The organism is Acidovorax sp. M14 (assembly GCF_049331375.1).
In the GTDB taxonomy this organism is placed as follows: domain Bacteria; phylum Pseudomonadota; class Gammaproteobacteria; order Burkholderiales; family Burkholderiaceae_C; genus Acidovorax.
Genome location: NZ_CP186263.1, coordinates 3,134,964 through 3,159,846, shown reverse-complemented (window position 1 = coordinate 3,159,846; position 24,883 = coordinate 3,134,964). Strand labels below are relative to the sequence as shown.

Below are 24,883 nucleotides of genomic sequence, written 5' to 3'. Positions count from 1 at the left end.
TTGCCGCCATGTTCTGGACTATCCCCACCTTGATGACCTGGACGCGCATCGTCGCGATACCTTTGATCGTGGGGGTGTTCTACGCGCCGCTGGAGCCAGCCACGCGCAACCTCATCGCCACGGTGATGTTCATCGTGTTTGCCGCCACCGACTGGCTGGACGGCTATCTGGCCCGCAAGCTCAACCAGACCTCGTCGTTTGGCGCGTTCCTGGACCCGGTGGCCGACAAGTTTCTGGTCTGTGCATCGCTCTTGGTGCTGGTGCATCTGCAGCGTGCCGATGTGTTCGTGGCGCTCATCATCATCGGCCGTGAGATTGCGATCTCTGCCCTGCGCGAATGGATGGCGCAGATCGGCGCGAGCAAGAGCGTGGCCGTGCACATGATCGGCAAGGTGAAGACCACGGTGCAGATGCTGGCCATCCCCTTCCTGTTGTATGACGGACGCCTGTTCGGCGTGATCGACACGGGCGTGTGGGGCACCTGGCTCATCTGGGCCTCTGCGGTGCTCACTGTCTGGTCGATGGTGTACTACCTGCAGAAGGCGTTGCCCGAGATCCGGGCGCGCGTCAAATAATTTTCAAGTCTTTGATGTCTGAAGCGCTAGTGAGATAAGCGCAGACAGCTATATTTTCAGGAGCATCTGGATGGCGAAGCATCGCGTTGCAGTCATTGCCGGTGATGGCATTGGCAAAGAGGTCATGCCCGAGGGGCTGCGTGTGCTGGACGAGGCTGCGCGCAAGTTTGGCATCGACCTGCACTTCGACCACTTCGACTTTTCGAGCTGGGACTACTACGAGAAGCACGGCAAGATGCTGCCCGACAACTGGAAGGACCAGATCGGCGGCCACGAGGCCATCTACTTTGGCGCCGTCGGATGGCCCGAAAAGATTGCGGACCATGTCTCACTCTGGGGTTCGCTGCTGCTGTTCCGCCGCGAGTTCGACCAGTACATCAACCTGCGCCCCGCGCGCCTCATGCCTGGTGTGATTGCGCCCGTGGTGCGCCGCGACGGCAGCCCGCGCCTGCCCGGCGAGATCGACATGCTGATCGTGCGCGAGAACACCGAGGGCGAATACTCCAGCATCGGCGGCCGCATGTATGAGGGCACCCCGCGCGAGATCGTGATGCAGGAGACGGTGATGTCGCGCCATGGCGTGGACCGCGTCCTGAAGTTTGCGTTTGAGCTGGCCCAGTCGCGCCCCAAGAAGCACTTGACCAGCGCTACCAAGTCCAACGGCATCGCCATCACCATGCCCTACTGGGACGAGCGCGTGGCCGAGATGGCCAAGGCCTATCCCGATGTGAAGGTGGACAAGTTCCATATCGACATCCTCACGGCCCACTTCGTGCAGCGCCCTGACTTTTTTGACGTGGTGGTTGCCAGCAACCTGTTTGGCGACATTCTTTCGGACCTGGGCCCGGCCTGCACCGGCACCATCGGCATCGCGCCCAGCGCCAACCTCAACCCCACGCGCACCATGCCTTCGCTGTTCGAGCCCGTGCACGGCTCGGCGCCTGACATCGCGGGCAAGGGCATCGCCAACCCCATCGGGCAGATCTGGTGCGGCGCCATGATGCTGGACTTCCTGGGTTACCGTGCCGCGCACGACGCTGTGCTGGCCGCGATTGAGGCTGTTTTGCAACCCGGTAGTGGTGCTCCTCGCACCCCGGACTTGGGTGGCACGGGTAGCACGCAGGATGTGGGCAAAGCCATCGCGCAGGCGCTCACAGCCCGTTGAGTACGGCTGGCTGCGGGGTGTCAATACGGAATGCTGCCCATACGGCGTGTTTGAGACAAAAACGCCCGCCAAGCCCTGTCGCAGCGTGAAATACGACTAGAATTCAAAACATCGCTGACGCAAAACAGCGTGTTGTATTGACACTCTGAAACTCGATGGCTTTAATCTGATGCAGCAGCCACTGCTGTGTATGCCAGTCATTCCCCCGCTTGTTCTCCACCAGCCCCCGGCTGTGCTTGCAAGCGTGTGAAGACCAGATATCCGCGAGACATTCCATTAACTCTTTTCCGAGAGGCTTCTTGTGAACAAAACCGAATTGATCGAGCACATCGCTACCAACGCCGACATCTCCAAGGCCGCTGCTGCGCGTGCCCTGGAATCCACGATCGAGGCCGTCAAGAAGACTCTCAAGAAGGGCGGCACCGTGTCGCTCGTCGGTTTCGGTACTTTTGCCGTGGGCAAGCGTGCTGCCCGCACCGGTCGCAATCCCCGCACTGGCGCTACGATTAAAATCAAAGCTGCTAAAGTTCCAAAGTTCCGTCCTGGCAAGGCATTGAAAGACGCCTTGAACTGAGGATCAGTTTAGGTAGGGTCCTTAGCTCAGTTGGTAGAGCGGCTCCTTTACACGGAGTAGGTCGGCGGTTCGAGACCGTCAGGACCCACCACCACCGAACAAAGGCGAACGCAAGTTCGCCTTTTGTTTTTTGTCTTCTGAAAGATCGACCATGTTTGAATCCATCCGCAAGCACTCCAAGATCGTGATGATCTTCTTGTTCTTGCTGATCATTCCTTCGTTTGTGCTGGTAGGCATCGACCGCAACTATTTCTCTGAAAAGAGCCCGGTAGTGGCCCGTGTCGATGGCAACAACATCAACCAGACGGACTGGGACAATGCCCATCGCATGGAGACCGACCGCATTCGTGCCCAGTCTCCCTCGGTCGATCCCAAGTTGCTGGACTCTCCCAGTGCCCGCTATGCCACGCTGGAGCGGCTGGTGCGTGACCGCGTGCTGGCAGCTGCGGCGCAAAAGATGCACCTTGTGACCAGCGATGCCCGCCTGGCCCGCAGCCTGCAGGAAATCCCTGCGATTGCAGGGCTGAAGCGCCCGGACGGCACGCTCGATGCTGACGCCTACCGCGCCCTGGTGGCCGCGCAAGGCCTGACACCCGAAGGGTTTGAAGCCAATGTGCGCCGCGACATCTCGGTGAACCAGGTGATGGGTGGTGTGATGAGCACTGCATTTGATACCGATGCCCAGGTCAAGCTCGCGCTCGACGCTTTGTACGAGCGCCGCGAGATCCAGGTTGCGCGCTTCAATGCCACCGACTTCGCCAGCAAGGTTACCCCCACGGATGCGGACCTGGAGGCTTACTACAAAGCCCATCCTGCCCAGTTCCAGCAACTGGAACAGGCAGCCATCGAGTACGTGGTGCTCGATCTCGACAGCGTGCGTGCCTCCATCACCCTGGGTGAAGACGACCTGCGCACCTACTACAAAGAGAACGTGGCTCGCATGACGGCGAAGGAAGAGCGCCGAGCCAGCCACATCCTGGTGAATGCTCCCAAGGATGCATCCGCTGCAGACCGCGAGAAGGCCAAGGCCCGTGCCACCGAGCTGCTGGCCCAGGTGCGCAAGGCGCCAGGCACCTTTGCCGAAGTCGCGAAGAAGTCCTCTGACGACAAGGGCTCTGCCACTGCGGGCGGTGACCTGAATTTCTTTGCCCGGGGTGCCATGGTCAAGCCCTTCGAAGAGGCTGCTTTTGCGCTGAAGAAAGGCGAAATCAGCGACCTGGTGGAGACCGAGTTTGGGTACCACATCATCCAGCTCACCGATATCAAGACACCTCGTCAGCCCACGTTTGAAGAACTGCGCCCCACCATGGAGGCAGAGCTCAAACAGCAGCAGGCCCAGCGCAAGTTTGCCGAGGTGGCAGAAGCCTTCACCAACGGTGTGTATGAGCAGGCGGACAGCCTTCAGCCCGTGGCGGACAAGCTCAAGCTGAAGATCCAGACGGCCAAGGGCGTGACGCGGACCCCTGCCGCAGGTGCCAAGGGCCCGCTGGCCAATGCCAAGTTCCTCGAAGCGCTTTTCGCCACCGACTCGCTGCAGAACAAGCGCAACACCGAGGCGGTGGAAGTGGGCCCGAGCCAGATGGCTGCTGGCCGTGTGACCGCTTACACCCCTGCGCTGACACTGCCGTATGACGAAGTGAAGGCCCGTGTCCGCACTTTGTATGTGGCTGAGAAATCTGCCGAACTCGCACGCAAGGAAGGCGAGGCCAAACTTGCCGCATGGAAGGCCGCCCCGTCTTCTGCCACTGGCTTGGCTGCAGCGACTGAGGTATCCCGCGAACAAACCCAGAACCTGCCGCGCGCCCTCATCGACGCCGCGCTGCGAGCCCCCGCCGAGACACTCCCCGGCTGGACGGGCGTGGATTTGGGGACTGCCGGTTACGCCGTGGTCAAGGTCAACCGCGTGGTGCCGCGCCAGGCGCCGGATGCACAGCGTGCGCAGCAGGAGCGCCAACAATACGTGCAGTGGTTGGCCACGGCCGAGGGCTTGGCGTACTATGAACTGCTCAAGCAGCGCTTCAAGGTGCAGATCAAGGCGCCGCGCCCTGAGGCTGTGACGGCAGTCGCAGCAGAAAATTAAGCGATTTGATGTCCGGGGCCAAAATCCCGGGCTATAATACAAAGCTACGGTGGCTGTAGCTCAGTTGGTAGAGTCCAGGATTGTGATTCCTGTTGTCGTGGGTTCGAGCCCCATCAGCCACCCCAAAACAGCGAAGCGTTGCAACAGAAATGTTGCAACGCTTTTTGCTTTGGGGCTCAGGTTGTTGTCGTGCGCTTATCTATTTGCAGCCTCGCGGACTAAATAGGTTTTCTCCATCAATAACCCAGCCTTCAGCGCACCACAGTCCCGCACGGCGCATACTGCGTGCTTAACCTTTCGGGAGTTTCTGATGAGCCTTGTGATTCGCGACGCGTCGCCCAGTGAAAAACGCGGCAACGCCATGTCTGCGGCCTTGGCCAAAGAGCAACTTCAATACGCAGTCCAGATCGTGCGCGACGTGTTGCCGCAAAGCGCCGGCGATACGGCTCTGATCGGCGCCGTGGTCCAGGCCATCGCCATGAATTACGCTGCTGTGCCGCAGCCCAATCGCTAGGGTTGGGGCTGAGCGCGACGAGGTGTTTGATCCGCATCCGTCATCCAGCGGACGCGGGCATTGCCCGGCCGTTCCACGCTCGTCAGAACGGCTTGATTGGTACGCAAGAGAGCTTGAAAGCTGCCAGCCAAGAGGCTGGCCTGCCCGGAGGGACTCGAACCCCCGACCTATAGCTTAGAAGGCTATTGCTCTATCCAGTTGAGCTACGGGCAGATGGATGTGGTCGGTTGTGTGGCCGACCGGCTTGCGGAGTGTCCGCAACTGCTTGGCGCAGGGCGCTAATCATACCCGCCCTGACCGGTGCTCCTGGCGCTGCCGCCGGGGCGATTTTGCTGCCGGGACGGTGATGCGGTTATAACCGGGTCATCCCCCCGTTTTGCCTGCCCTCTGGAGCATTTGCCCATGCCACACAGCGTCACGCTGATCCACACCATTGCTGCCGCCTTGGGCTTAGCGCTGGTGCTGGGCTTTCTGGCCGCCCGTTTGCGGCTGCCAGCCCTGGTGGGGTATTTGCTGGCGGGGGTGGCCATCGGCCCGTTCACTCCTGGTTTTGTTGCCGATGCAGCCCTGGCCAGCCAGCTGGCGGAGATCGGCGTGATGCTGCTGATGTTTGGCGTAGGGCTGCATTTTTCTTGGGGCGACCTTCTGGCGGTGCGCAAGATTGCCGTGCCGGGCGCCGTGGTGCAGATGATGGTGGCGACGTCGCTCGGTATGGCATTGGCCCTGTGGTGGGGCTGGGGCATGGGGGGGGCTCTGGTGTTTGGTTTGGCGCTGTCGGTGGCCAGCACGGTGGTGCTGCTGCGTGCGCTGGAGATGCTGGGGATTCTGGACAGCTACACCGGACGCATTGCGGTGGGGTGGCTGGTGGTGGAGGACCTGGCCATGGTGCTGGTGCTGGTGCTGCTACCACCGCTGGGGGGATGGCTGGGAGGCGGCACCGGGGCCGACCTGGATGCCGCGCAGCTCTGGCGCACGCTGGGGTGGACGCTGCTGCAGGTGGGCGGGTTTGTGGCGCTTATGCTATTGGTGGGGCGCAGGTTGTTTCCTTGGCTGTTATGGCAGGTGGCACGCACCGGGTCGCGTGAACTGTTCACGCTGTGTGTGGTGGCCGCGGCGGTGGGCATTGCGTTCGGCTCGGCAGCACTGTTTGGCGTGTCATTTGCGCTTGGGGCCTTCTTTGCAGGCATGGTGATGCGGGAGTCCGAGTTCAGCCACCGTGCTGCGCACGAATCACTGCCGCTGCGCGATGCATTTGCCGTGCTTTTTTTCGTGTCCGTCGGCATGCTGTTCAACCCGGCGGTCTTGTGGGAGCGTCCGCTGCAGGTGCTGGCGGTGGTTGCCATCATCATGCTGGGCAAGACCGTGGCCGCAGCGGGTCTGGTGCTGGCGTTCCGTTATCCGCTCAACACGGCGCTCACTGTGTCGGCCAGTCTGGCGCAGATCGGGGAGTTCTCATTCATTCTGGTCGCACTGGGATCTTCATTGGGCCTGCTGCCGCCGGAGGGGGCCAGTCTGGTGCTCGCGGGCGCCTTGTTCTCCATGGCGCTCAACCCGTTGTTGTTCCGTGCCATTGCACCGTTGCAAGACTGGCTGCGTGCCCGGTCCGCGTGGGCCAGACGGCTGGAGCAGCGTGATGATCCCCTGGCCGAGTTACCCACGACCACCGATTCACGCTATCTCGCGCGGCAGGTGGTGCTGGTTGGTTACGGCCGGGTGGGGCGGCGCGTGGCGGCGACTCTGGCGGCCAACGATATTCCGTTTGTGGTGGCCGAGCAGAACCGGGAACTGGTGGAGGCCTTGCGTGCCGATGGCGTGGCCGCAGTGTTTGGCGACGCGGTGGAGCCCGCAGTGCTGATCCAGGCGCACATCGCGCGGGCCGCGATGCTGGTGGTGGCCACCCCCGACGCATTGCAGGTGCGCCAGATGATCGAGACCGCGCAGACTTTGAACCCGGGTGTGGACATTGTGGTGCGCAGCCACAATGAGGACGAGGCCCAGCGGCTGGTGCAGGAATGCAGCCACGCCCAGGTGTTCCTTGCAGAAGATGCCTTGGCGCAGGCCATGACCCGCCACGTGCTGGAGCGTGCCCGGGAGCGTCAGTCCCGCGCCACGCGACCTGCGCCACTGCACGGACCGGCATGATATGAGCCAAATCTGCCGGTTGCGCTAGAAGAATATGCCTGAGCAGCTATTTGATTGATAGCAAATTGATGGCGGCACTCAAGGGGGCAGCGTAGCTTCCGGACGGCGTCTTCACGGAGTGCCCCATCTACCCCCGCCTGGGTGACAAGCCCCGGCATCACGCCGCCAGAGGCCTGCCTCACGGCGAGGGTCAATCCGTTTCTTCAAACACCAGAGAGGGCACAGCCATCACGCGTGCGCTCTGGCCCAGCTCCTGGATCAGATGGTTGGCAAAGTAGCTGTTTTGCGTGTCGGGCTCCAGCGCAGCCACGGCCAGGTTCGCACGCGGCTGATTCAGCGGCACATAGAAGCTGCCAGCGGGCGCGTCGATGGCGCTGCGCAGTGTGGACACCTGCACGCGAACGATGTCGCCGCTGCCAGCAATGGTGCCGATCACGTCCTGGCGGTTGCCGGCTTCGCGCGTGGTTTCGCGGTAGCTCTCGGCCAGCACGGAGCCAGGCTCTGCCACCCGCATGACCTGGATGCCCAGTTGGCGCAGACGTTCCACGGCCGCACTGGCGTCCGCCGACAGCCAGTAGCCGCAGGGCCGTGCACGCACCTTGGTGTTGCGCAGCGTCAGCGATGAGTTCCAGTCCACACGAATACTGCGGTCTGCGCCGGTCTCGGGGTCCAGAAAATCCAGGTCGCGCTGGGTGGGTGTGGCCTCGGCCTCGATGACCACCTGGTCACGGCAGGCCAGGGCACTCACGTCGCGGGCCACGAACGAGCGCACCTGCTCCAGGTTGGCGGCGCGTTCGGCGGTGGTGCGCAGGGCGCTGGTGATGGCGGTGACCTGCGCATGCACGCGGCGCTGGATGTGCATGCGGCCAATGCCCACACCCCGGGTCTCGATCAGCAGGCTGACCGTGTTTTTCAGGCCGTGGACGTTGCGCCCCGTGTCGGGCTGGGTGCCGCCCATGGAGATGCGCTTGTCCTGCAGGTTGGTCGAGGTGGTGTAGTACCAGTCACTCGTCAGGCCCTGGGCCTTGAGGGCGGCCACCATGGGCTGGTGAAACCACTCCTGCGACGCCTTGGTGAGGAACTCGGGGTAGTTGGCGGTGGTGGTGTATTGCAGCAGCGCGTCGTAGCGCTGGATGGCGTTGAACTTCTGCAGATAGCGGCCCACCACGGTGTATTCGTGGGCGTCCACGACGAGTATGGGGCGGTAGTCGTTGATGACCTGCGCCAAGGCGCGGGCTTCGGGGGTATTGAGCAACAGGTGGTCGCGGTTCATGTCCACGCCGTTGGCAGTAACGCGCGTGCCCACCTCGGCGCCATCCGGGTTGGCGCGGGGCACCACCACCACGTTGATGCGGTCCAGCAGCGGTTCAAGCAGGCCCTGGGCCAGCTCGCGGCTGATGACCAGCAGGGCTTCACTGCCGGCGGGTTCGTCGCCGTGCTGCTGCCCGATCAGTACGACGGTGGGGCGGCCGCTCTTGTCCAGGCTGGCAGGGTCTGTGCCGGCAGCACGTGTGACCAGCAGGCCCTGGATGGGCTCGCCGCGCTGCGAGGTGCCGATCTGCAGCAACTGGGTGCGCGTGCCGCCACGGGGCGCACTGTCGCTCAGGCTGCGCAGCCATTGGCCCACCTCCGCATTGGTCGTGAAGGCCCTGCGGTCGGCCCCCAGACCGGGGGTGCTGTAGACCACCGACGGGTTGGGGAACCGCGCGGCCACTGCATCGCCATAGGGCGGCGCCATGGGCGCTTCGTCGCGCACCAGAAGCGGTGCGGATTGGGGCAGGGGGCTGGCCACTACGGCGGCGCGCTGTGGCGGCACCTGCGCGGGTGTCTGTTGTCCCAGCGGGGCGGGGACCACGGTGCCTTGCTGGACGCGCGGCAGTGGCGCGGGGGCGCTGCGCTGCTGGGCCGTTGGCGTGGAGGGCCACGGCGGCAGCGGGGTGCTGCCGCAGGCTGTCAGCAGCAGCGCTGCCAGTGTGGCCGGAGCGGCCCAGCGCGTGATCCGTGGTTCAGGACGTGAAAGTGGGGTGGCATCGGCGCGGCCGCGCTGGAAATGGTGCTGGGTCATGGTGTGGGCTGCCAGAGAGAGCCCCGGACGTGGGGCGAGTAGGGCGCTTTGTACGTGGATGTTACCTGGGCGCACCCGCCTCTCCTTGTCAGCGTACATCCCGTTGCAAACGCGTGGCGGCCTGGGCTGTCGCGGTGATCAGCGAGGGATGTTGCTGGGTGCAGTGGCGTCAGTGGGCGAAGGGGATGCGCTCTGGATCGGAGGCGAACTGGGCAGCTTCAGCCGCAACAGGGCGCGCACAAAGCCGTGGTCCGAGCGCGTGCGGTCGCGCCCTTCATGCAGGTGGTCGTTAAAATAATCCACCCGGCGCACATCGCCCACGCTGTTGCGCCCGTTGGGCAGGAACTCCTCGCTGACCAGGATCTGGTCCAGCACGTAGGGGGCGCCCTGGTGGATGTGGGAGTAGGCCACGTCCTTTTTCAAGGCGAAATCTCCCTGCAGGTCGTACGCATTGAACAGGGCCACATCGCGGGCCGTCCGGTCGTAGGCAATGTCGTTGGTGGCGCAGATCAGTTGCGTGGTGACGCTGTCGGGGGTGTCGTTGAAGTCGCCCAGGACCACCAGGGGCACGCTGGTGCGGTGCAGCAGATCGATCACCAGGCAACGCAGGGCCATGGCCTCGGCGCCACGCATGATCAGTGAGCGCAGTGAGGCCAGTGCGACCACCTTGCGGTCGTCCCGGTCCTCGGTCGGCTGGCCCAGGGCATCCTGCAGAAACTTGGGGCGCTTGGATTTGAGGTGGGCGGTGAGGACGTTGAGGGTCTGGCCATGTTTCATCCGCAAGGTGGCCACAAGGGGCGGACGCTCAAAGCGCATGTGTTGGCCAATGCCGGGCACGTCCACCTGAAAACCCGGGGGGAAGTCGGCGAAGGATTGCACAGCCTCCACCTTGAGCCGCGTAGCCAGGCCCACCCGGGGTGTGCCCTGCGCACCTTGCTGGGTGTCGTTGTTCTCGGCCCCTGGTACGGCGACAAAGTCGTAGCGCATGCCACCCCGGCCCAACGCCCCCTTGAAAGCCGCATCGTCCCAGACCTCCTGCACGGCCAGCACGTCGGCGTTCAGTGCCCGAAAGCGCTCCCCCAGCCATGTGATCTTGCGCTCAAACTCGGTCTGGCTGTAGGGGTCCTGGTTCTCGTAGAACAGGCGACCCGGGTTGGCCAGGTTGAGCACATTGCAGGTGGCCACCATCAGGGTGTCCAGCGGTTGGGGGAATTCGGTGGGGCGCATGGAGGGCGGGCAGCGTCGTTGTGGTCACATGGGCTGCAGCCGCCTGTCAGCGAGGCTGCAGCGCACGGCCGGACAGCACTTGCAGGCCGGGCCGGCCCGACTGTACGGCATGGACCAGCGCCCGGGCCACATCGGCGCCCGGGCGGGCGCGGTAGTTGGCGGGCAGGAGGGGGTTCAGCCGCTGAAACAGCTTGAGCGACAGCGACTCAGCGGGCCGGTGGGCCTGCTGCAGCGCCCGGCGCTCGCCCATGAGCAGGGAGGGGCGCGCGATGACCAGGGTCTCGAAACCCAGTTGCTGCAGGTCGCGCTCCACCTCGCCTTTGACGCGGTTGTAAAAAATGCGCGACTGCGCGTTGGCTCCCATGGCGGTGACAACTCCGCAACGGGTCGCGCCGGCCGCACGCGCAGCGCGGGCCGTGGCCATCACGGCGTCATAGTCCACCGCCCGGAACGCGCTTTGGCTGCCTGCTGCAGCCATGGTGGTGCCCAGGGTGATGTAGACGTCATCCACCGGGGGCAAAGCAGACATCGCCGCAAAATCCACCGCATGCAGTTGCAGGCGGGGATGGGCCAGCGCGGGGGCTCGCCGCCCCTTGGCATGCAGCACATGGACTGTCGTGCCCGAGGTCTCGGGCGCGCCCGCTGCGGGGGCAGAAGGCGCCTTGCGTGACTCAGCGGTTAAAAGAGCCGCGAGGACCGCCTGGCCCACGAGACCCGTTGCCCCGGCCACCACCGCTACCCGCGCCTGATCCGCCGCCATAGCCACCACCTCCAGAGTTGCGATACCCACCGCCACCACCACGGCGACCGCGTTCAGCCATGCTGTCCACGCTGGTGCGCATGGGGTCGGGCTGACCGCCCGCACCATGGCCCGAGCTGCGATGGCCTGGATTGCTGTGACCCAGGTGGGTGCCCAGGTGCGCATTGGCACGGGGGGGTTGTGCGTCATCGTAGCGATGGCCGCCACCGCCCTCTGGGCGTGGGCCCCGGCTGCGTGCTGGTGCCTGGGATGCGCCGTCACGTGGGCCGCCGCGACCACCACCTTGTCCGCCACGGCCGCCGCCGGCCGGGCCCTGGGCGTTGCGGGGCGCGCCGCCGCCGGAGCGGCCACCGCCGCCATTGCCGGCACGAGGGCCGCGCTCGCCGCCGCCACCCTGGCCGCCGCCTTGGCTGGCCTTGTTGGTGCGGATGCGTTCCATCATTTCGGTACGGGCGGCCTTGGCGGCAGCCTGCATCACGTCGCGGCTCGGGGGCTTGCCAGCGCCGCCCCAGATGGTCTGGCGACCCATGGCGATGGGCTCGGCCTTTTCACCAGGCTCGGGGCCAAAGCCTTCGATGACTTGCACGGGGATCTGCTGCTTGGTGAAGCGCTCGATGTCCATCATGAAGCCTTCCTCGTCCATGCAGACCAGGCTCACGGCTTCACCCGTGGCGCCTGCGCGGCCCGTGCGGCCGATGCGGTGCACGTAGTCTTCAGGGACGTTGGGGATTTCGTAGTTGACGACGTGCGGCAGGTCATCAATGTCGATGCCGCGCGCAGCGATATCGGTGGCCACCAGGGCGCGGATCTCGCCGCTCTTGAAGCCTGCCAAGGCCTGCGTACGGGCGCTCTGGCTCTTGTTGCCGTGCAGTGCCATGGCCTGTACACCGTTCTTGGTCAGGAACTCGGCCACGTTGTTGGCGCCGAACTTGGTGCGCGTGAACACCAGCACCTGGCTCCAGTTGTGCTGCTGGATGATGTGCAGCAGCACCTGCTTTTTCTTGCCGCGGCCCACGGGGTGGATCACCTGCGAGATGCGTTGCACCGTGGTGTTGCGCGGGGTGACCTGAATGCTCTGGGGGGTCTTGAGCAGGGTGTTGGCCAGCTCGCGGATCTCATCGCTGAAAGTGGCCGAGAACAGCAGACTTTGCTTGTCATTGGGCACCAGGGCCAACACCTTCTTCACGTCGTGGATGAAACCCATGTCCAGCATGCGGTCGGCTTCGTCCAGCACCAGCACTTCCACCGTGGACAGGTCCAGGAAGCCCTGTTGCTGCAGGTCCAGCAGGCGGCCGGGGGTGGCCACCAGGATGTCCACGCCACGCTTGATGCGGTCGATCTGCGGGTTCATGCCCACGCCGCCGAAGACCACCGTGGAGTTGATGTCCAGGTACTTGCCGTATTCGCGCACAGATTCTTCGACCTGGGCGGCGAGTTCGCGGGTGGGCGTCAGTACCAGGGCGCGGATGCCCTTGCCGCCAAACTTGTTCTTGGGTGCAGTGCCTTGCGAGAGGCGGTGCAGCATGGGCAGGGTGAACGCGGCGGTCTTGCCGGTGCCAGTCTGCGCGCCGGCCAGAAGGTCGTGGCCTTCCAGAACAGCGGGAATGGCCTGGGCCTGAATGGGCGTGGGGGTTTCATAGCCCGTTTCGTGCACGGCCTTCAGGATGGCAGGAGCCAGGTTCAGTTCGTCAAATGTCATGTCATTGGATGCGCCCGTCCGGGGCGCTGGGTATCCGCCTGTCGTGCAACCGGGAGGTTGCCGAGCCAGTCTCAGGCTGATGAGGTTCAGGATTGGGAGCCCGGAAGCGTGGCTTCCTTCGTCCCCAGCAGTGTGCTGATGTGGCGGGCAACTGGAGCCCACAACGGGGGTATTGTCGCATGGACCGATAATCCAAGGTTTGAGAGCGCGTTCGGCGTCCTTTTGGATTGCTCCAAATGGTCCTCCAAACACGCTCGGATGCAGACTTCCTGCCCACTTTCGCAAGCTAGAACCCTCCATGGCCCAATACGTTTATTCGATGAATCGCGTCTCCAAGACCGTGCCGCCCAAGCGGCAGATCTTGAAGGATATCTCCCTGAGCTTTTTCCCGGGCGCCAAGATCGGCGTGCTGGGCCTGAACGGCTCGGGCAAATCCACGCTGCTGAAGATCATGGCGGGCGTGGACAAGGAGATCGAGGGCGAGGCCATCCCGATGCCGGGCATCAAGATCGGCTACCTGCCCCAAGAGCCGCAGCTCAACAACGAGCACACGGTGCGCGAAAGCGTGGAAGAGGCCATGGGCGAAGTGTTTGCCGCCAAGGCCAAGCTCGAAGAGGTGTATGCCGCCTACGCCGAGCCCGATGCCGACTTTGACGCCCTCGCTGCGGAGCAGGCCCGCCTGGAAGCCATCATCGCCACCGCCGGCACAGACTCCGAGCACCAGCTCGAAATCGCGGCCGACGCACTGCGCCTGCCCCCATGGGATGCCAAGGTCGGCCTGCTGTCGGGGGGCGAAAAGCGCCGCATCGCACTGTGCCGCCTGCTGCTGTCCAAGCCCGACATGCTGCTGCTGGACGAGCCCACCAACCACTTGGACGCCGAGTCGGTCGACTGGCTGGAGCAGTTTCTGCACCGTTTCCCCGGCACCGTGGTGGCTATCACCCACGATCGCTACTTCCTGGACAACGCCGCCGAGTGGATTCTGGAACTGGACCGGGGCTACGGCATCCCCTACAAGGGCAACTACAGCACCTGGCTGGACCAGAAGCAGGCCCGCCTGGAGTCCGAGCAAAAGGGCGAAGAGGCCCGTGCCAAGGCCCTGAAGAAGGAACTGGAGTGGGTCCGCCAGAACGCCAAGGGCCGCCAGGCCAAGAGCAAGGCGCGTATCGCACGCTTCGAGGAACTGAGTGACTACGAATACCAAAAGCGCAACGAAACGCAGGAAATCTTCATTCCTGTGGCCGAGCGCCTGGGCACACAGGTCATCGAGTTCAAGAATGTCACCAAGTCGTTTGGTGACCGCGTGCTCATCGACAACCTGTCCATGAACATTCCGGCCGGCGCCATCGTCGGCATCATCGGCCCCAATGGCGCCGGTAAATCGACCCTGTTCAAGCTCATTGCGGGCCGCGAACAGCCAGACAGCGGCGAAGTCGTGATCGGCTCGACCGTGAAGATGGCCTTTGTGGACCAGCACCGTGATGCCCTGTCGGACGACAAGACCGTGTGGGAAGACATCTCCGGCGGCCTGGACATGATCAACATCGGCAAGTTCACCATGGCCAGCCGCGCCTATGCGGGGCGCTTCAACTTCAACGGCGGCGACCAGCAAAAGAAGGTGGGCATGCTGTCGGGCGGTGAGCGCGGCCGACTGCACCTGGCCAAGACGCTGATTGCGGGCGGCAATGTGCTGCTGCTGGACGAGCCTTCGAACGACCTGGACGTGGAAACCCTGCGCGCGCTGGAAGACGCTTTGCTTGAATACGCGGGCACAGTGTTGGTTATCAGCCACGATCGCTGGTTCCTGGACCGTATTGCCACGCACATCCTGGCCGCCGAAGGTGACAGCCAGTGGACGTTCTTTGACGGCAATTACCAGGAGTACGAGGCCGACAAGAAGAAGCGACTCGGTGAAGAGGGCGCAAAGCCCAAGCGGATGCGTTTCAAGGCCCTCAAATAAAGGCCGAGGTCAAGTAGGATTGCATCTGGAAACCTCTTGCCCGATTCCTCCCTCCCACCATGTCCCTGCCCGCATCGCGTCTGAGAACCGTTTTCCGCGCCTGCGTTGTCAACGCCGTTCGCCGGGGCGAGGCACTGATGGGGCAGCTCGTCAAGGTCACCCAGAGTGCCTTGACCAGCGAGGAGTCGGCTAGCCGCAACATCCAGCAGCGCAATTTGCTCAGCGATGCGCTGCGCCTGCTCAACGAGCATGAAGCAGCGCTGGTCAAGGGCTATCCCATGGCCCTGCTCGAAATCTTTGCCGAAGGCCCTGCAGTCGCTAAAGGACGCAGTTCGGCCGACGACACCGGCATGGACTTTGGCGAGCTTTCGCTCATGGACGAAAGCGAGATGCAGGCCCAGGTGGAGCTATCCAAGGCCCAGCAGTCTGCGCTCCATGCCACGGACGCCGTGCTGGCAGAACTCAACACCCTGGTGAGCGCTGCCCAAGGTTTGCGCAGTGTGCAGCCTGAACGCAATCCGCTGCGGCCCGAGAGCTACATCCGCGCGCTGCAGCAGGTGGTGGGTGAGACCGGCGTTTCCGCAGAGGTCCGCCAGCTGTGGATGCAGCACATGCGCGACCTGTTGGGCAAACTGCTGGCCGAGGAATACAAAAAAACCGCCCAGAGCCTGCGCGAGCATGGCGTGCAGCCGGTGGGCTACGCGGTGCTCGGCACGCCTGCGGGCGGCGGACGCGGCGCAGGCCCGGGCACCGGTTACGGCGGGTCTGGCTACGGTGGCCCCGGCACGGGGTACGGGGGCGGTTATTCGGGCTACGGCCCTTCGATGAATGCGCCCATGGGCGACTATGGCAACACCGGCTACGGGCGTGGCATGGGCCCCAGCACGGGCTGGAGCGGCGAGTCGCAGCAAGGTGCCATGGTGCCCATGCCTGTGGATGCTGCCGAAGAGGCGCTGCTCACCGTCGGCATCCTGCGTCAGATGCTGGCGGGGGGCGATCCCTTTGCCCCTCCTCCGGTCTATGGAGCCGTGCCGGCTCAGGCGGTGGTGGTGCCCAGCGGTGCGGGTCAGCCGGGTTGGGTGGACCCCCGTGCGGGAGCCGTCAGCGCCCAGTCATCGCTGGCCGGGGGCTACTACCCGTCGGGTGCGGCTGCTGAAGCGATTGAAGACATGGCCCAGCTGGAGCGGCTGGTGGGCCGACTGGCAGGGGGCGGCACAGTCAGCCAGCCCGGGTCCTTGCCCGTGCCTTTGGCCGGCTGGCGGGGGCCTGGCGTGGCACCGGTGGTCTATGCCGCCGTGCCAATGGAGGCCGCAACCCAGTCCACCGCCATGGCGGTGGAGGTGGTGGGGCGCATGATGGCCAACATCGCGCAGGACGCCCGCTTGTTGCCTCCCGTGCAGCAGGCGGTCAAGAGCCTGGAGCCCGCGCTCAAGCAACTGGTGCACCACGACGGACGGTTTTTTACCGACAGCAATCACCCCGCGCGCCGCCTGCTGGACGAGCTGACGCAACGCAGCCTGGCATTCACTGCAGAGACGGAGCCTGGTTTCAGTCGTTTCATGCGGCTGGTGACGGAGGCGGTGGGCCACCTGTCCGCCCATGAGGTCAAGGATGCGGGGCCCTTCGATACCGTGCTCAAGGCGCTGCAGTCGGCCTGGGACACCCAGGAACAAAAGATCAAGGCCCATCAGGAGGCCGAACAGAAAGCCAAATTGCAGGCCGAGCAGCGCGAACTGCTGGCCGAGAAGATCGCAGCCGATATCCGCAAACTGCCCGATGTGGACAAAGTGCCGTCGGACGTGCTGGATTTTGCGGCGGGCCCCTGGGCTGACGTGGTGGCGCTGGCGCAGGTGATGCGCGGTGACGATAGCCAGGACGATGACCCCAGCGGTTATCTGGCGCTGGTCCCGGTGCTGCTGTGGACGGCGCAGCCGGACCTCACCCGCCAGGAGACGGACCGCCTCAATGAGGCCATCCCTGGCCTGCTGGCCAAACTGCGCAAGGGGCTCAAGACCATCAATTACCCGGCGGTGCAGACCAGCGCTTTCTTGCAGCGGCTGGTGGCGTTGCACCAGGCTGCTTTTGAAAAGCCGGCGCATGCTGCCCCCGCACCGGCCCCTGCGCCCGAGCCCGAAGCGGTCTCCGAGGTGGCAGAACTGGCCGAACCGCCCGAGGCGTCCGCTGCTGCTCCTGCCCCGCAGGACAGCGCCCAGGCTCCGTTGGACACGCCGGACCCTTATGCTGACTTTGTCATCGGGGCGTGGGTGGAACTGGTGACCAATGGCCGGGTGGTGCGCACCCAGCTTACGTGGGCCAGCCCGCATGGCACCCTGTTTCTGTTCACTGCGCCCGATGCCAGCACCCAGTCCATGACCCGCCGCATGCGCGACAAGCTGGCGGCTGAAGGCTCTCTGCGCGTGGTACCGGCCCAGCTTCCCAAAGCCGCCAAGCCGGCGGCCCGCGCTTCGGGCGTTGCGGAGACGGGTGGGGCAGACCGCAAGTCGTCTGAGGGTCGTACGGGCTCCAGCTCCCGAATGGCGCCGCTGTCCAAGTCCGCGCCTCTGGCCCCGGCTTCGGGTGCCAAGACCCCCAAGAATCGCTGAGCGGAAAGACACCTGCGCTGCGGGTGGCTCTTTGAGTGCTGCCAGCGGCCTTGTGCCACTGGCCACTGAAGCCTGGGTCAATGCCCAGTTCCTGCTGCGCTCCCTGTTCCCTTCATGCTGTTTTCAGTCATCCCCTCGCCCGGAGTGCTGTAGTCGGTCGATCCTCCAGCCCCCTCCGACGCGCGCAGCAGTTTTTTGCGCACCAGGTGGATGTGGTTGCGCAGGGCATACAGCTCGTCCGCATACGACAAAGGCACGCTCACCTTTTCGGCCTGGGCTTCCAGGTTGTCCAGGGTGCGCAGCAGGGTTGCAGGGTCGCTCTTGCCCATCTCCAGGTCGTTCTCGATCTCACGCAGGCGGCCATACCAGCGGAACACCCGTGACCGCACCCGGAACTGGTAAAGCGGCGGGACGATGCGCGACAGCGGCAGCATGATGGCCAGCAAGATGCCCAGCACCAGCCACATACGCTCGATCAGGTTGGCCAGCCAGAACGGCAGGTAGCGTTGCAGCATGGGCACCGGCTCATTCATGGCCCGGTCGCCCTCCTTGGCAATCGGCAGCTCGCTGCCGCGCGTGTTGGGGAACTCACGCGCCCGGTTGAACCAGCCTGCGCCGCTGTGCAGCTTTTGGGCGTTCTGGGCAAACAGGGTGAGCAGGGCGGGGTGTGTGCCGTCGCGCGCCAGCAGGGACGTGGTGGTGGCCACGAGCCGGACATCGCGCTGGGGCACGTTGGCCGCAAGGTCCACCACGCCGCGTGGCAGCGTCACGGGGGTGAGGAACGGAAACCGCCGCGCGTAGGCCTCGTGCTGCGCAAAGTCCAGCAGTTGCACACCGGGAGTCTGCAGCAGCATCTGCACCATCAGCGATTCGGGCGCCGAGGCAAACACCAGGGCATCCAGCCGGCCGGCGAGGAAATCCACCGTGGCAGGCGTCTGCTCCAGCCTCGACAGCTTGACCGACACCGGCTCCACCTTGTTGGCCTGCAACAGGCGCTCGATCAGCGTGGGAACGCCGCTGCCCTCCGACCCCACATTGACCCGCCAGCCGCGCAGCTGCCGCAGGCTATCAAGCCGGGGGGCGTTGTGCATGCGCTCTGCTGCGTCGGTGCGGTAGAAAAGCCACAGCGGCTCCACAAACAGGCTGCCCAGGGACACGAGGTTGTCCGGGTCATCGGGCTGCAGCTCAGCCGTACCGCCCTGCACAAAGGCCACGTCAGCCTGGCCGTCCCTCAGCAGCTGCAGGTTGTGCGACGAGCCCTCGCTGGGCAGCAGTACCACATCAATCCCGTCGACAGCCAGTGCCTTCTGGTAGCGCTTGCCAAACTCTTCATAGGCACTTTGGGCGGGGCCGGTGGCCAGAGTCACCGTCTTGGGCGGATTGGGGTTGAGCCACCAATAGGCCAGCACCAGCAGCCCGACCGCCAGGAAGGCGAGGGGGCCCGCCGACACAATCAGATCGCGCAGGGTGAGAAAGGTGTTGCGAAAGGCCTGGGGCATGGGGGATGGACCAACGGAGCGAAAACAGGGCGAAAGTGGCGCTTCGGCCAACCGGGATGACCCGCCAGCGCAACAGGGTTCGTTCCGGAGCCCTGTTACGCAATCAGCAAGCCGGTGGATTATCTGGGCAGGAGCTACAGCGCCACGTATCCGCACTTGTCTTCACGCTCCAGGAGTTACCCCGGCCTGGAATACCTGGGGCGTTGAATTCGCCAGCGTAGCCTTCTACTGCGGCAAGCGCCTGCGCTGGCGCTCGTAGGCCATGCATTCCTGCAGCGAGAGCATATCGTTCTGGTCCACATCTGCCGCTTCGAAGTAGGCCATGCGAGCCTGCACCACCTCGGTGAACGACAGCCTTCCGTCCCCATCCTTGTCAGCTGCAGCCAGCCGCCTCAGCTGGCCTTTGCCGATGCGGGGCAATTGGCTGAGGTGGGCGAGATGGACGTAACCCTCTGCATCGGGGCTCAAGCTGTGCCAGCCCTGCACGATGTCCTGGTGAAACTCGTCCAGCGACACGTTGCCGTCGTGGTTGAGGTCGGCCGCCGAGCAGATGGCTTGCAGCCTGTGGGTGAGGGTTGAGGTCACCGGTTTGTGGGCCTTGGCAGGGCGGGGTGGCGTGGTGGGCGACGATACCGCCGTGTCGGCTGCGTTGGCTGTGTGGGCCGCCAGTGCCAGCACGAGGGAGCAGGCGCTTGCAGAGATCCGTTGAAGATTTTTTTGCATGGGGGCTCCTTACCACCACCAGCGTTGGCTGGGGCTGCGGTTGCAGGGCCACACCATCGTGTGCGCCCCGGGGCGGACCTGGCCGGCGTCCACATCCAGGCATTTGCCGGTGAGCTGGCTCACGATCTGCCCACCCCGGGTGAACCAGCTCTGGCTGCGCGAACCTGAGCAGGACCACAGCACCACCCGAGCGCCATCCCGTGGGTCGCCACGGTCCACATCCACGCACAGGTCGCGTACGCGGATCTCGCCCCCGCGCCCCACCGCAAAACGCTGTGATGCCGTGCCGTTGCATTCGTACACCTGCAAGGTGGTGCCAGGCTGGAACTTGCCACCCCGCACATCGAGGCACAGGCGGCCGTCCACGCGGATCTCGCGCCCCCAGTCGCCGCCCTGGCCGGGGTAGCCCGGGTACTCGGGGCGCCGGTCGTCGTCGTGACGGTTGTGGTTGGCCAACAGGGCAATGCCCGCAATGGCGGCCACGGCCGCTACCGCCGCCCCGGCATTGGAGCCGCTGTTGTTGCCGGAGGCATAGGTCCGCATAATCTTGAAGCGACCACCGCAACCACCGTTGGTCCACAGCTCGCGGTTGGTAAGGTCGTAGCCCCAGGTGCGGTTGAAGCGGCACGCTCCCTGGGTTTGTTCCACCAGATCCACCTGGGTCACATCGTCCGCCAGGCGGTAGGAGGTGTAGCCGCCGCTGGACTGCAAATCCACCAGCTGGTCCTGCGCCAGTGCGGGCGGCGTGCCCACGAGCAAGGGCAGGCACAGCAGCCATGCACGTTTCTGAAACGTATGGTCTCTCATGGGTTGACTCTCCTTGTTCCGATCCGGGGCCATGGGGATAGGGTGGGGTGGCCGGGCCCAACCTTTGGGCACATCCCACCCGCTGCATCATAGGACGGCCAGCCCCCCTCATGATGGGGTGTCGGCAGCGCCACAACAACGCGAGCGGTAGAAATCCCGCTGGAGTGGCGGTACCTGTTACGGCATGATGGGGAGGTGCCGGGGCAGACCGTCATCTGCCTGTGTTTTCCCCCATCCACCGCCGTGCTCGATGAAACGCTTCTATGTCGTTGCCTCCATCCCACTGCTGTTGGCGGCGCTGATTCCCATAGCAGCATCCCTGTGGGTGGCTCATCGCAAGGCCAAGGATGACCAGATCGCTTACCTGACCTCGTTGGCCGATGAGGTGCTGCGGCGCGGTGTGGCCTCGCGCCAGCAACTGGTGGCTGCGCTCAACGATCTGGACGGCGATCCGCACCCCGCTTGCAGCCAGGCCAGCCTCACGCGCATGCAGCAGCTGGTGGGTACCTCGTTCTATCTGCAAGGCATGGGGTCGGTGAAGGACGGGGCTTTGGTCTGCAGCACCCTCACGGCGGGCCATGAAGTGGTGCCGCTCACCGGTAACCACATGGTCACCTCGACGGGCATTTCCAGCTGGATTGGCGCCCGCTTGCCCTTTGCCCCGGAGCAGCCTTTCAACATCTACGCGCGCAACGGCCATGCGGTGATCATTCACCCGGGCATCGTCATCGACATGCCTGTGCTGCATGCAGATGTGGCGTTGGGGCTTCTGATTAGCACGCCAAAAGCCCTGATCCGCTCCAAGGGGCCGCTGGACACCCAGTGGCTGGATCTCTACACACCCGATGTGAACAGCGTGGTGAAAAGCGAAACCCACTACATCGTCTTTCGAGTGTCGAAGGACAACAACATCGCGGCAGTTGCGGCGGCTCCCAAGGCGTTGGCCCACGAAGGGCTGAAGACCCAGGCGCTGATCCTGGCACCCTTGGGTCTGTTCGCCAGTGCCCTGTTTGCGCTGGGGGTGGCGGTGCTCACCCGGTGGCAGCTGTCGCCGCGCGTCCGGCTGCGGGCGGCCTTGCGACGGCGTGAATTTTTTGTGCTCTACCAGCCCATCGTGGACCTGCAAACCGGCCAGTGGGTGGGGGCCGAGGCGCTGCTGCGCTGGCGTCGCCGCAACGGCACCCTGGTGCCACCCGATGAATTCATTGCCGAGGCCGAGAGGGCTGGGGTGATTGCGCACATCACGCGGTACGTGATCGACATGGTGCTGGCGGACCTGCCCGAGATGCTGAAGGCCCGCCCGGGTTTTCATGTGAGCCTGAACCTGTCGCCCCAGGACCTGGTAGCCGATGGGCCCGTGCAGTACTTGCAGCGGCGCTTCAGCGCCATGGAGTTTCCGGCAGGCGCGCTGATGCTGGAAGTCACCGAACGGGGGCTGGTGGATATAGAAGCCGCGCGGCCCGCGCTGCAGGCGGCGCGGCAGATCGGTGCGTCCATTGCGCTGGATGACTTTGGCACGGGCTACTCCAGCCTGTCGATGCTGGAGTCCATTGACATCGACACCCTCAAGATCGACCGCATTTTCATCGCCAGCATCGGTGCACAGGCCGCCATCAGCCCGGTGACTACCCACATCATCGAAATGGCCCACACCCTTCAACTGGCGCTGATTGCCGAGGGCGTCGAGACGCAGGACCAAGTGGACTTCCTGCTCGCACGGGGTGTGCGCCAGGCCCAGGGCTGGAAGTTTGCCCGCGCCATGCCCCTGGGGGATCTGCTGGCCGGGTTGCGTGCAAGCGGCCGTGCCACCCCGGCGGATGCAGCGGGGATGTAGCCGGGGTACAGGCTTTCAAGCTCAGGCTACTTGCAGAATACGGGGCATGCACATTGCACTGCTCGCCCCAGCCCAGCACGAGTCCCTGGTAGACCTATTGTGCGAACTCCATGCTTACTATCGCGCGCCCGACGACCCGCAGCCAGCACCCGCGCGCGAACAAATCCGGGTCCATCTGCGGGAGCGGCTGCTGTCCGAGACCTCACCGCTGCGCCTGGTGGTGGCGGTGCGTGCAGACGGCCCGGTGGTTGGCCTGGCCGCCATCGTGCTGCAGCACTCCCTGGTGGACCCACACCCGCACAGCAGCGGGCAATGCCAGGTGAAAGAGCTCTATGTGGGTGAGCAGGCCCGCAATGCGGGTGTGGGGCACGCGCTCATGGCATGGGTCGCACGCTATGCGCTGGAGCATGGGTGCGCCCGCATGGACTGGAATGTGAAGGCCGGCAACCACCGCGGGCGGGCGTTTTATGAGGGGCTGGGCGCGACCCGGGTGGCTGACCGACTCAGCTACCGGCTGGAGCGTGAGGGCATGGACAAGCTGGTGGGCGCGACGGGCACAGCCCGTTGAATCTCCCAGGGCGTTGCTCGCGGCAGGGCGACTGCGCAGGCGTCCGGCGAACCTTATCGCATCGCCCCCATGCGGTGGATAGCTTATCGGCCCAGTTCCGCCGCCGATGGCAGGTACAACCCCTCGGCTGTGGTGATCGCGCGCGCAGCGCGTGCTGCCCGCGCCGTGGCGATGGCCGTGGCCTCGGCTGCCATGGTGGCCAGCACCATCATGCCCAGGCTCTTGCCGCTGCGGCCCGTGCCCAGGCTGAAGAGGGTGTCGCCGTCGGACATGGTGTGCACGGGGTTGATGCTGCGCGCCAGCCCGTCGTGCGCGGCCACGGCCAGGCGGTGGGCCTGCACCTTGGTGATCACGGCGTCGGTGGCGACCACGCCGATGGTGGTGTTGGTGCCCGCCAGCAGGGGCTGGGGCGGGTCGCCGCGCAGCAAGGCGCGGCGTGTGTCGCGCAGGCGCAGGCCGTCGTCGGTACGGGCTCCGGCAATCACTTGGGCGGTGTCCGGGTCGATCACGTCGCCCAGCGCATTGCAGGCGATGAGCGCGCCCACTGTGACCCCGTCCACGGTGACCGAGGCGGTGCCGATGCCGCCCTTCATGGCGCGCTGGATGCCGAAGATCTTGCCCAGCGCCGCGCCGGTGCCCGCGCCCACGTTGCCTTCGGCCGGGTCGGCGGTGGAGGCTGCCTCGCACGCCGCGTAGCCCGCTGCCGCATCGGGGCGGATGCGCATGTCGCCCACCAGCAGATCGAACAGCACGGCGGCAGGCACGATGGGCAGGCGGCCCACGGCCACATCAAAGCCCACGCCGCGCTCTTCGAGCCAGCGCACGGCGCCGGTGGCGGCGTCCAGCCCCCAGGCGCTGCCGCCTGCAAGCATGATGGCGTGCACCTTGTCCACCAGGTTGGAGGGGTGGAGCAAATCCGTCTCGCGCGTGCCGGGGGCGGCACCCCGCACATCCACCCCGGCCACGGCGCCCTCGCGGGTGATGATGACGGTGCAGCCCGTGGGGCGGCGGGTTTCGGTGAAGTGGCCGACCTCGATGCCGGCCACGCGGGTGATGCTGCCAGCGTCGCCAGCCAGTGTGTTGGAGGAACTCATGGCCGTTGATTATGGTGCCCATGCGCCGTCCGACAGTTGCGCAGCATCAGGGCCCTGGCGCTGCGCGTGGAGTCGCTTCAGGGCGCTTTCTCGATCCGCTGGACGTGGTATGCGCCGCTGATCTGCTCGGCCCGAAAACGCACCTTGTCACCGGGTTTCAGATCGCCCACCACGCTGGCGTCGGCCACGCGGAACACCATGGTCATGGGCGGCATCTCCAGGTTCTTGATCTCGCCGTGCTTGAGGGTGAGGCGCAGGGTGCGCGGGTCCCAGCGGGTGATTTCGCCTTCGCTCAGATCCGCCGGTGGCGCGGACGGTGCGGTGGCGGCGGGGTGGTGGCTGCTGTGGCTGTCTGCGGCAGCCCCTGCGGGCGCCTGCGCCAGGGCGGGCCCTGCAACCAGGACGAGCAGGGCGGCAGCCAGCGGGATGGAGAAGAAGTGCTGGGTCATGTGGATGCCTTTTTGTTGTAGCTGTTGAAGATGCGCGTGCTGCCGTCGTGGGCCACCAGCAGCACGTCGTACGGGTCGCGCCGGTCGCCATACACGGCGCCGTCCATGCCTGGCGATCCCACGGGCATGCCCGGTACGGCCAGGCCCAGGGCCTTGGGCTTTTGCTGGAGCAGCTTGCGCACATCGCTGGCGGGCACGTGGCCTTCCACCAGGTAGCCGCCCACCAGCGCGGTGTGGCACGACCCCAGCTTTGGCGGCAGGCCCAGACGGGCGCGCACGGCGTTGTTGCCAGTGGCATGCACCTTCACGGCAAAGCCGTTGGCTTGCATGTGGTCCACCCAGTCCTGGCAGCAGCCGCAGTTGGGGTCTTTCCACACTTCCAGCGGCGTGGTGGTGGTGGTGTTGGCGGCGCGGGACCCAACCGGCAGCAAAGCGACGGCCAACCCCGCGCCCAGCACGGGCAGGGTGGTGGTGAGCCATTGGCGGCGGGCCGGACTGGCTGGGGTGTATGGGGAACGGTGACGTTGGAGGGGCATGGTGTTTCT

Annotated in this window: 20 protein-coding genes and 3 tRNA genes; 12 read left to right on the top strand and 11 right to left on the bottom strand. The window is 65.1% G+C overall.

The window, feature by feature from the left end:
- Positions 1-8 precede the first annotated feature (8 nt).
- The 7 genes from pgsA (at position 9) to ACOYR4_RS14690 (ending at position 4,908) form a co-directional block, all read left to right on the top strand.
- Complete coding sequence (gene pgsA, locus ACOYR4_RS14720; RefSeq protein ID WP_015014722.1) at positions 9-575, top strand: CDP-diacylglycerol--glycerol-3-phosphate 3-phosphatidyltransferase; 567 nt, start codon at positions 9-11, stop codon at positions 573-575.
- Positions 576-645: 70 nt separating this feature from the next.
- Entirely contained in the window at positions 646-1,740 is a 1,095-nt protein-coding gene (locus ACOYR4_RS14715) for a tartrate dehydrogenase (protein ID WP_422847117.1), read from the top strand.
- A 301-nt stretch (positions 1,741-2,041) separates the two neighbouring features.
- Positions 2,042-2,314: an HU family DNA-binding protein gene (locus ACOYR4_RS14710; RefSeq protein ID WP_008906675.1), complete on the top strand. Its 273-nt coding sequence runs from the start codon at positions 2,042-2,044 to the stop codon at positions 2,312-2,314.
- Positions 2,315-2,329: 15 nt separating this feature from the next.
- Positions 2,330-2,405 (top strand) — tRNA-Val (locus tag ACOYR4_RS14705).
- A gap of 60 nt (positions 2,406-2,465) precedes the next feature.
- On the top strand, positions 2,466-4,394 hold the full coding sequence (locus ACOYR4_RS14700) for a SurA N-terminal domain-containing protein (protein WP_422847116.1): 1,929 nt from the start codon (positions 2,466-2,468) through the stop codon (positions 4,392-4,394).
- A gap of 49 nt (positions 4,395-4,443) precedes the next feature.
- A tRNA-His gene (locus tag ACOYR4_RS14695) sits at positions 4,444-4,519 on the top strand.
- 185 nt (positions 4,520-4,704) lie between these two features.
- Positions 4,705-4,908, top strand: coding sequence for a hypothetical protein (locus ACOYR4_RS14690; protein ID WP_291447646.1), 204 nt, complete (start codon positions 4,705-4,707; stop codon positions 4,906-4,908).
- Positions 4,909-5,044: 136 nt separating this feature from the next.
- Here ACOYR4_RS14690 and ACOYR4_RS14685 read toward each other — a convergent pair.
- Positions 5,045-5,121, bottom strand: a tRNA-Arg gene (locus tag ACOYR4_RS14685).
- A 189-nt stretch (positions 5,122-5,310) separates the two neighbouring features.
- On the opposite strand from ACOYR4_RS14685, the gene ybaL reads away from it, so the two are divergent.
- Positions 5,311-7,050, top strand: coding sequence for a YbaL family putative K(+) efflux transporter (gene ybaL / locus ACOYR4_RS14680; RefSeq protein ID WP_422847115.1), 1,740 nt, complete (start codon positions 5,311-5,313; stop codon positions 7,048-7,050).
- A gap of 190 nt (positions 7,051-7,240) precedes the next feature.
- Here ybaL and ACOYR4_RS14675 read toward each other — a convergent pair whose 3' ends face one another.
- The 4 genes from ACOYR4_RS14675 to ACOYR4_RS14660 form a co-directional block, all read right to left on the bottom strand.
- Positions 7,241-9,115 (bottom strand): M14 family zinc carboxypeptidase, encoded by a 1,875-nt coding sequence (locus ACOYR4_RS14675; RefSeq protein ID WP_422847114.1) that lies wholly within the window; start codon positions 9,113-9,115, stop codon positions 7,241-7,243.
- Between the two features lie 138 nt (positions 9,116-9,253).
- On the bottom strand, positions 9,254-10,342 hold the full coding sequence (locus ACOYR4_RS14670) for an endonuclease/exonuclease/phosphatase family protein (RefSeq protein WP_422847113.1): 1,089 nt from the start codon (positions 10,340-10,342) through the stop codon (positions 9,254-9,256).
- 46 nt (positions 10,343-10,388) lie between these two features.
- Entirely contained in the window at positions 10,389-10,871 is a 483-nt protein-coding gene (locus ACOYR4_RS14665) for a nucleoside-diphosphate sugar epimerase (protein WP_422847112.1), read from the bottom strand.
- Between the two features lie 142 nt (positions 10,872-11,013).
- Positions 11,014-12,801, bottom strand: coding sequence for a DEAD/DEAH box helicase (locus ACOYR4_RS14660; protein WP_422847111.1), 1,788 nt, complete (start codon positions 12,799-12,801; stop codon positions 11,014-11,016).
- A 298-nt stretch (positions 12,802-13,099) separates the two neighbouring features.
- Here ACOYR4_RS14660 and ettA point away from each other — a divergent pair, with 298 nt between their 5' ends.
- Both ettA and ACOYR4_RS14650 read left to right on the top strand, forming a co-directional pair.
- Entirely contained in the window at positions 13,100-14,761 is a 1,662-nt protein-coding gene (gene ettA, locus ACOYR4_RS14655; RefSeq protein ID WP_015014713.1) for an energy-dependent translational throttle protein EttA, read from the top strand.
- Positions 14,762-14,820: 59 nt separating this feature from the next.
- Positions 14,821-17,364, top strand: coding sequence for a DUF1631 family protein (locus tag ACOYR4_RS14650; protein WP_422847110.1), 2,544 nt, complete (start codon positions 14,821-14,823; stop codon positions 17,362-17,364).
- 77 nt (positions 17,365-17,441) lie between these two features.
- Here ACOYR4_RS14650 and ACOYR4_RS14645 read toward each other — a convergent pair whose 3' ends face one another.
- The 3 genes from ACOYR4_RS14645 to ACOYR4_RS14635 all read right to left on the bottom strand — a co-directional run bounded on the left by ACOYR4_RS14645 (position 17,442) and on the right by ACOYR4_RS14635 (position 20,393).
- Positions 17,442-18,863, bottom strand: coding sequence for a TAXI family TRAP transporter solute-binding subunit (locus ACOYR4_RS14645; protein WP_422847109.1), 1,422 nt, complete (start codon positions 18,861-18,863; stop codon positions 17,442-17,444).
- A 225-nt stretch (positions 18,864-19,088) separates the two neighbouring features.
- A complete protein-coding gene (locus tag ACOYR4_RS14640; protein ID WP_422847108.1) occupies positions 19,089-19,586 on the bottom strand; it encodes an EF-hand domain-containing protein in 498 nt (165 codons plus the stop codon).
- Between the two features lie 9 nt (positions 19,587-19,595).
- Complete coding sequence (locus tag ACOYR4_RS14635; protein ID WP_422847107.1) at positions 19,596-20,393, bottom strand: lectin; 798 nt, start codon at positions 20,391-20,393, stop codon at positions 19,596-19,598.
- 250 nt (positions 20,394-20,643) lie between these two features.
- Here ACOYR4_RS14635 and ACOYR4_RS14630 point away from each other — a divergent pair, with 250 nt between their 5' ends.
- Together ACOYR4_RS14630 and ACOYR4_RS14625 are read left to right on the top strand one after the other, a co-directional pair.
- A complete protein-coding gene (locus ACOYR4_RS14630; protein ID WP_422847106.1) occupies positions 20,644-22,227 on the top strand; it encodes an EAL domain-containing protein in 1,584 nt (527 codons plus the stop codon).
- Positions 22,228-22,273: 46 nt separating this feature from the next.
- Positions 22,274-22,795 (top strand): GNAT family N-acetyltransferase, encoded by a 522-nt coding sequence (locus ACOYR4_RS14625; RefSeq protein WP_422847105.1) that lies wholly within the window; start codon positions 22,274-22,276, stop codon positions 22,793-22,795.
- An 83-nt stretch (positions 22,796-22,878) separates the two neighbouring features.
- Here ACOYR4_RS14625 and ACOYR4_RS14620 read toward each other — a convergent pair whose 3' ends face one another.
- From ACOYR4_RS14620 to ACOYR4_RS14610, 3 genes are all read right to left on the bottom strand, one after another.
- On the bottom strand, positions 22,879-23,889 hold the full coding sequence (locus ACOYR4_RS14620; protein WP_110961188.1) for a P1 family peptidase: 1,011 nt from the start codon (positions 23,887-23,889) through the stop codon (positions 22,879-22,881).
- 77 nt (positions 23,890-23,966) lie between these two features.
- Positions 23,967-24,338, bottom strand: coding sequence for a copper-binding protein (locus tag ACOYR4_RS14615; RefSeq protein ID WP_295943636.1), 372 nt, complete (start codon positions 24,336-24,338; stop codon positions 23,967-23,969).
- The gene (locus ACOYR4_RS14610) at positions 24,335-24,874 is read right to left on the bottom strand and encodes a DUF411 domain-containing protein (protein WP_422847104.1); all 540 of its coding nucleotides are present in this window, start codon (positions 24,872-24,874) and stop codon (positions 24,335-24,337) included. The genes ACOYR4_RS14615 and ACOYR4_RS14610 overlap by 4 nt, the downstream gene beginning before the upstream one ends.
- Between the last annotated feature and the right edge of the window lie 9 nt (positions 24,875-24,883).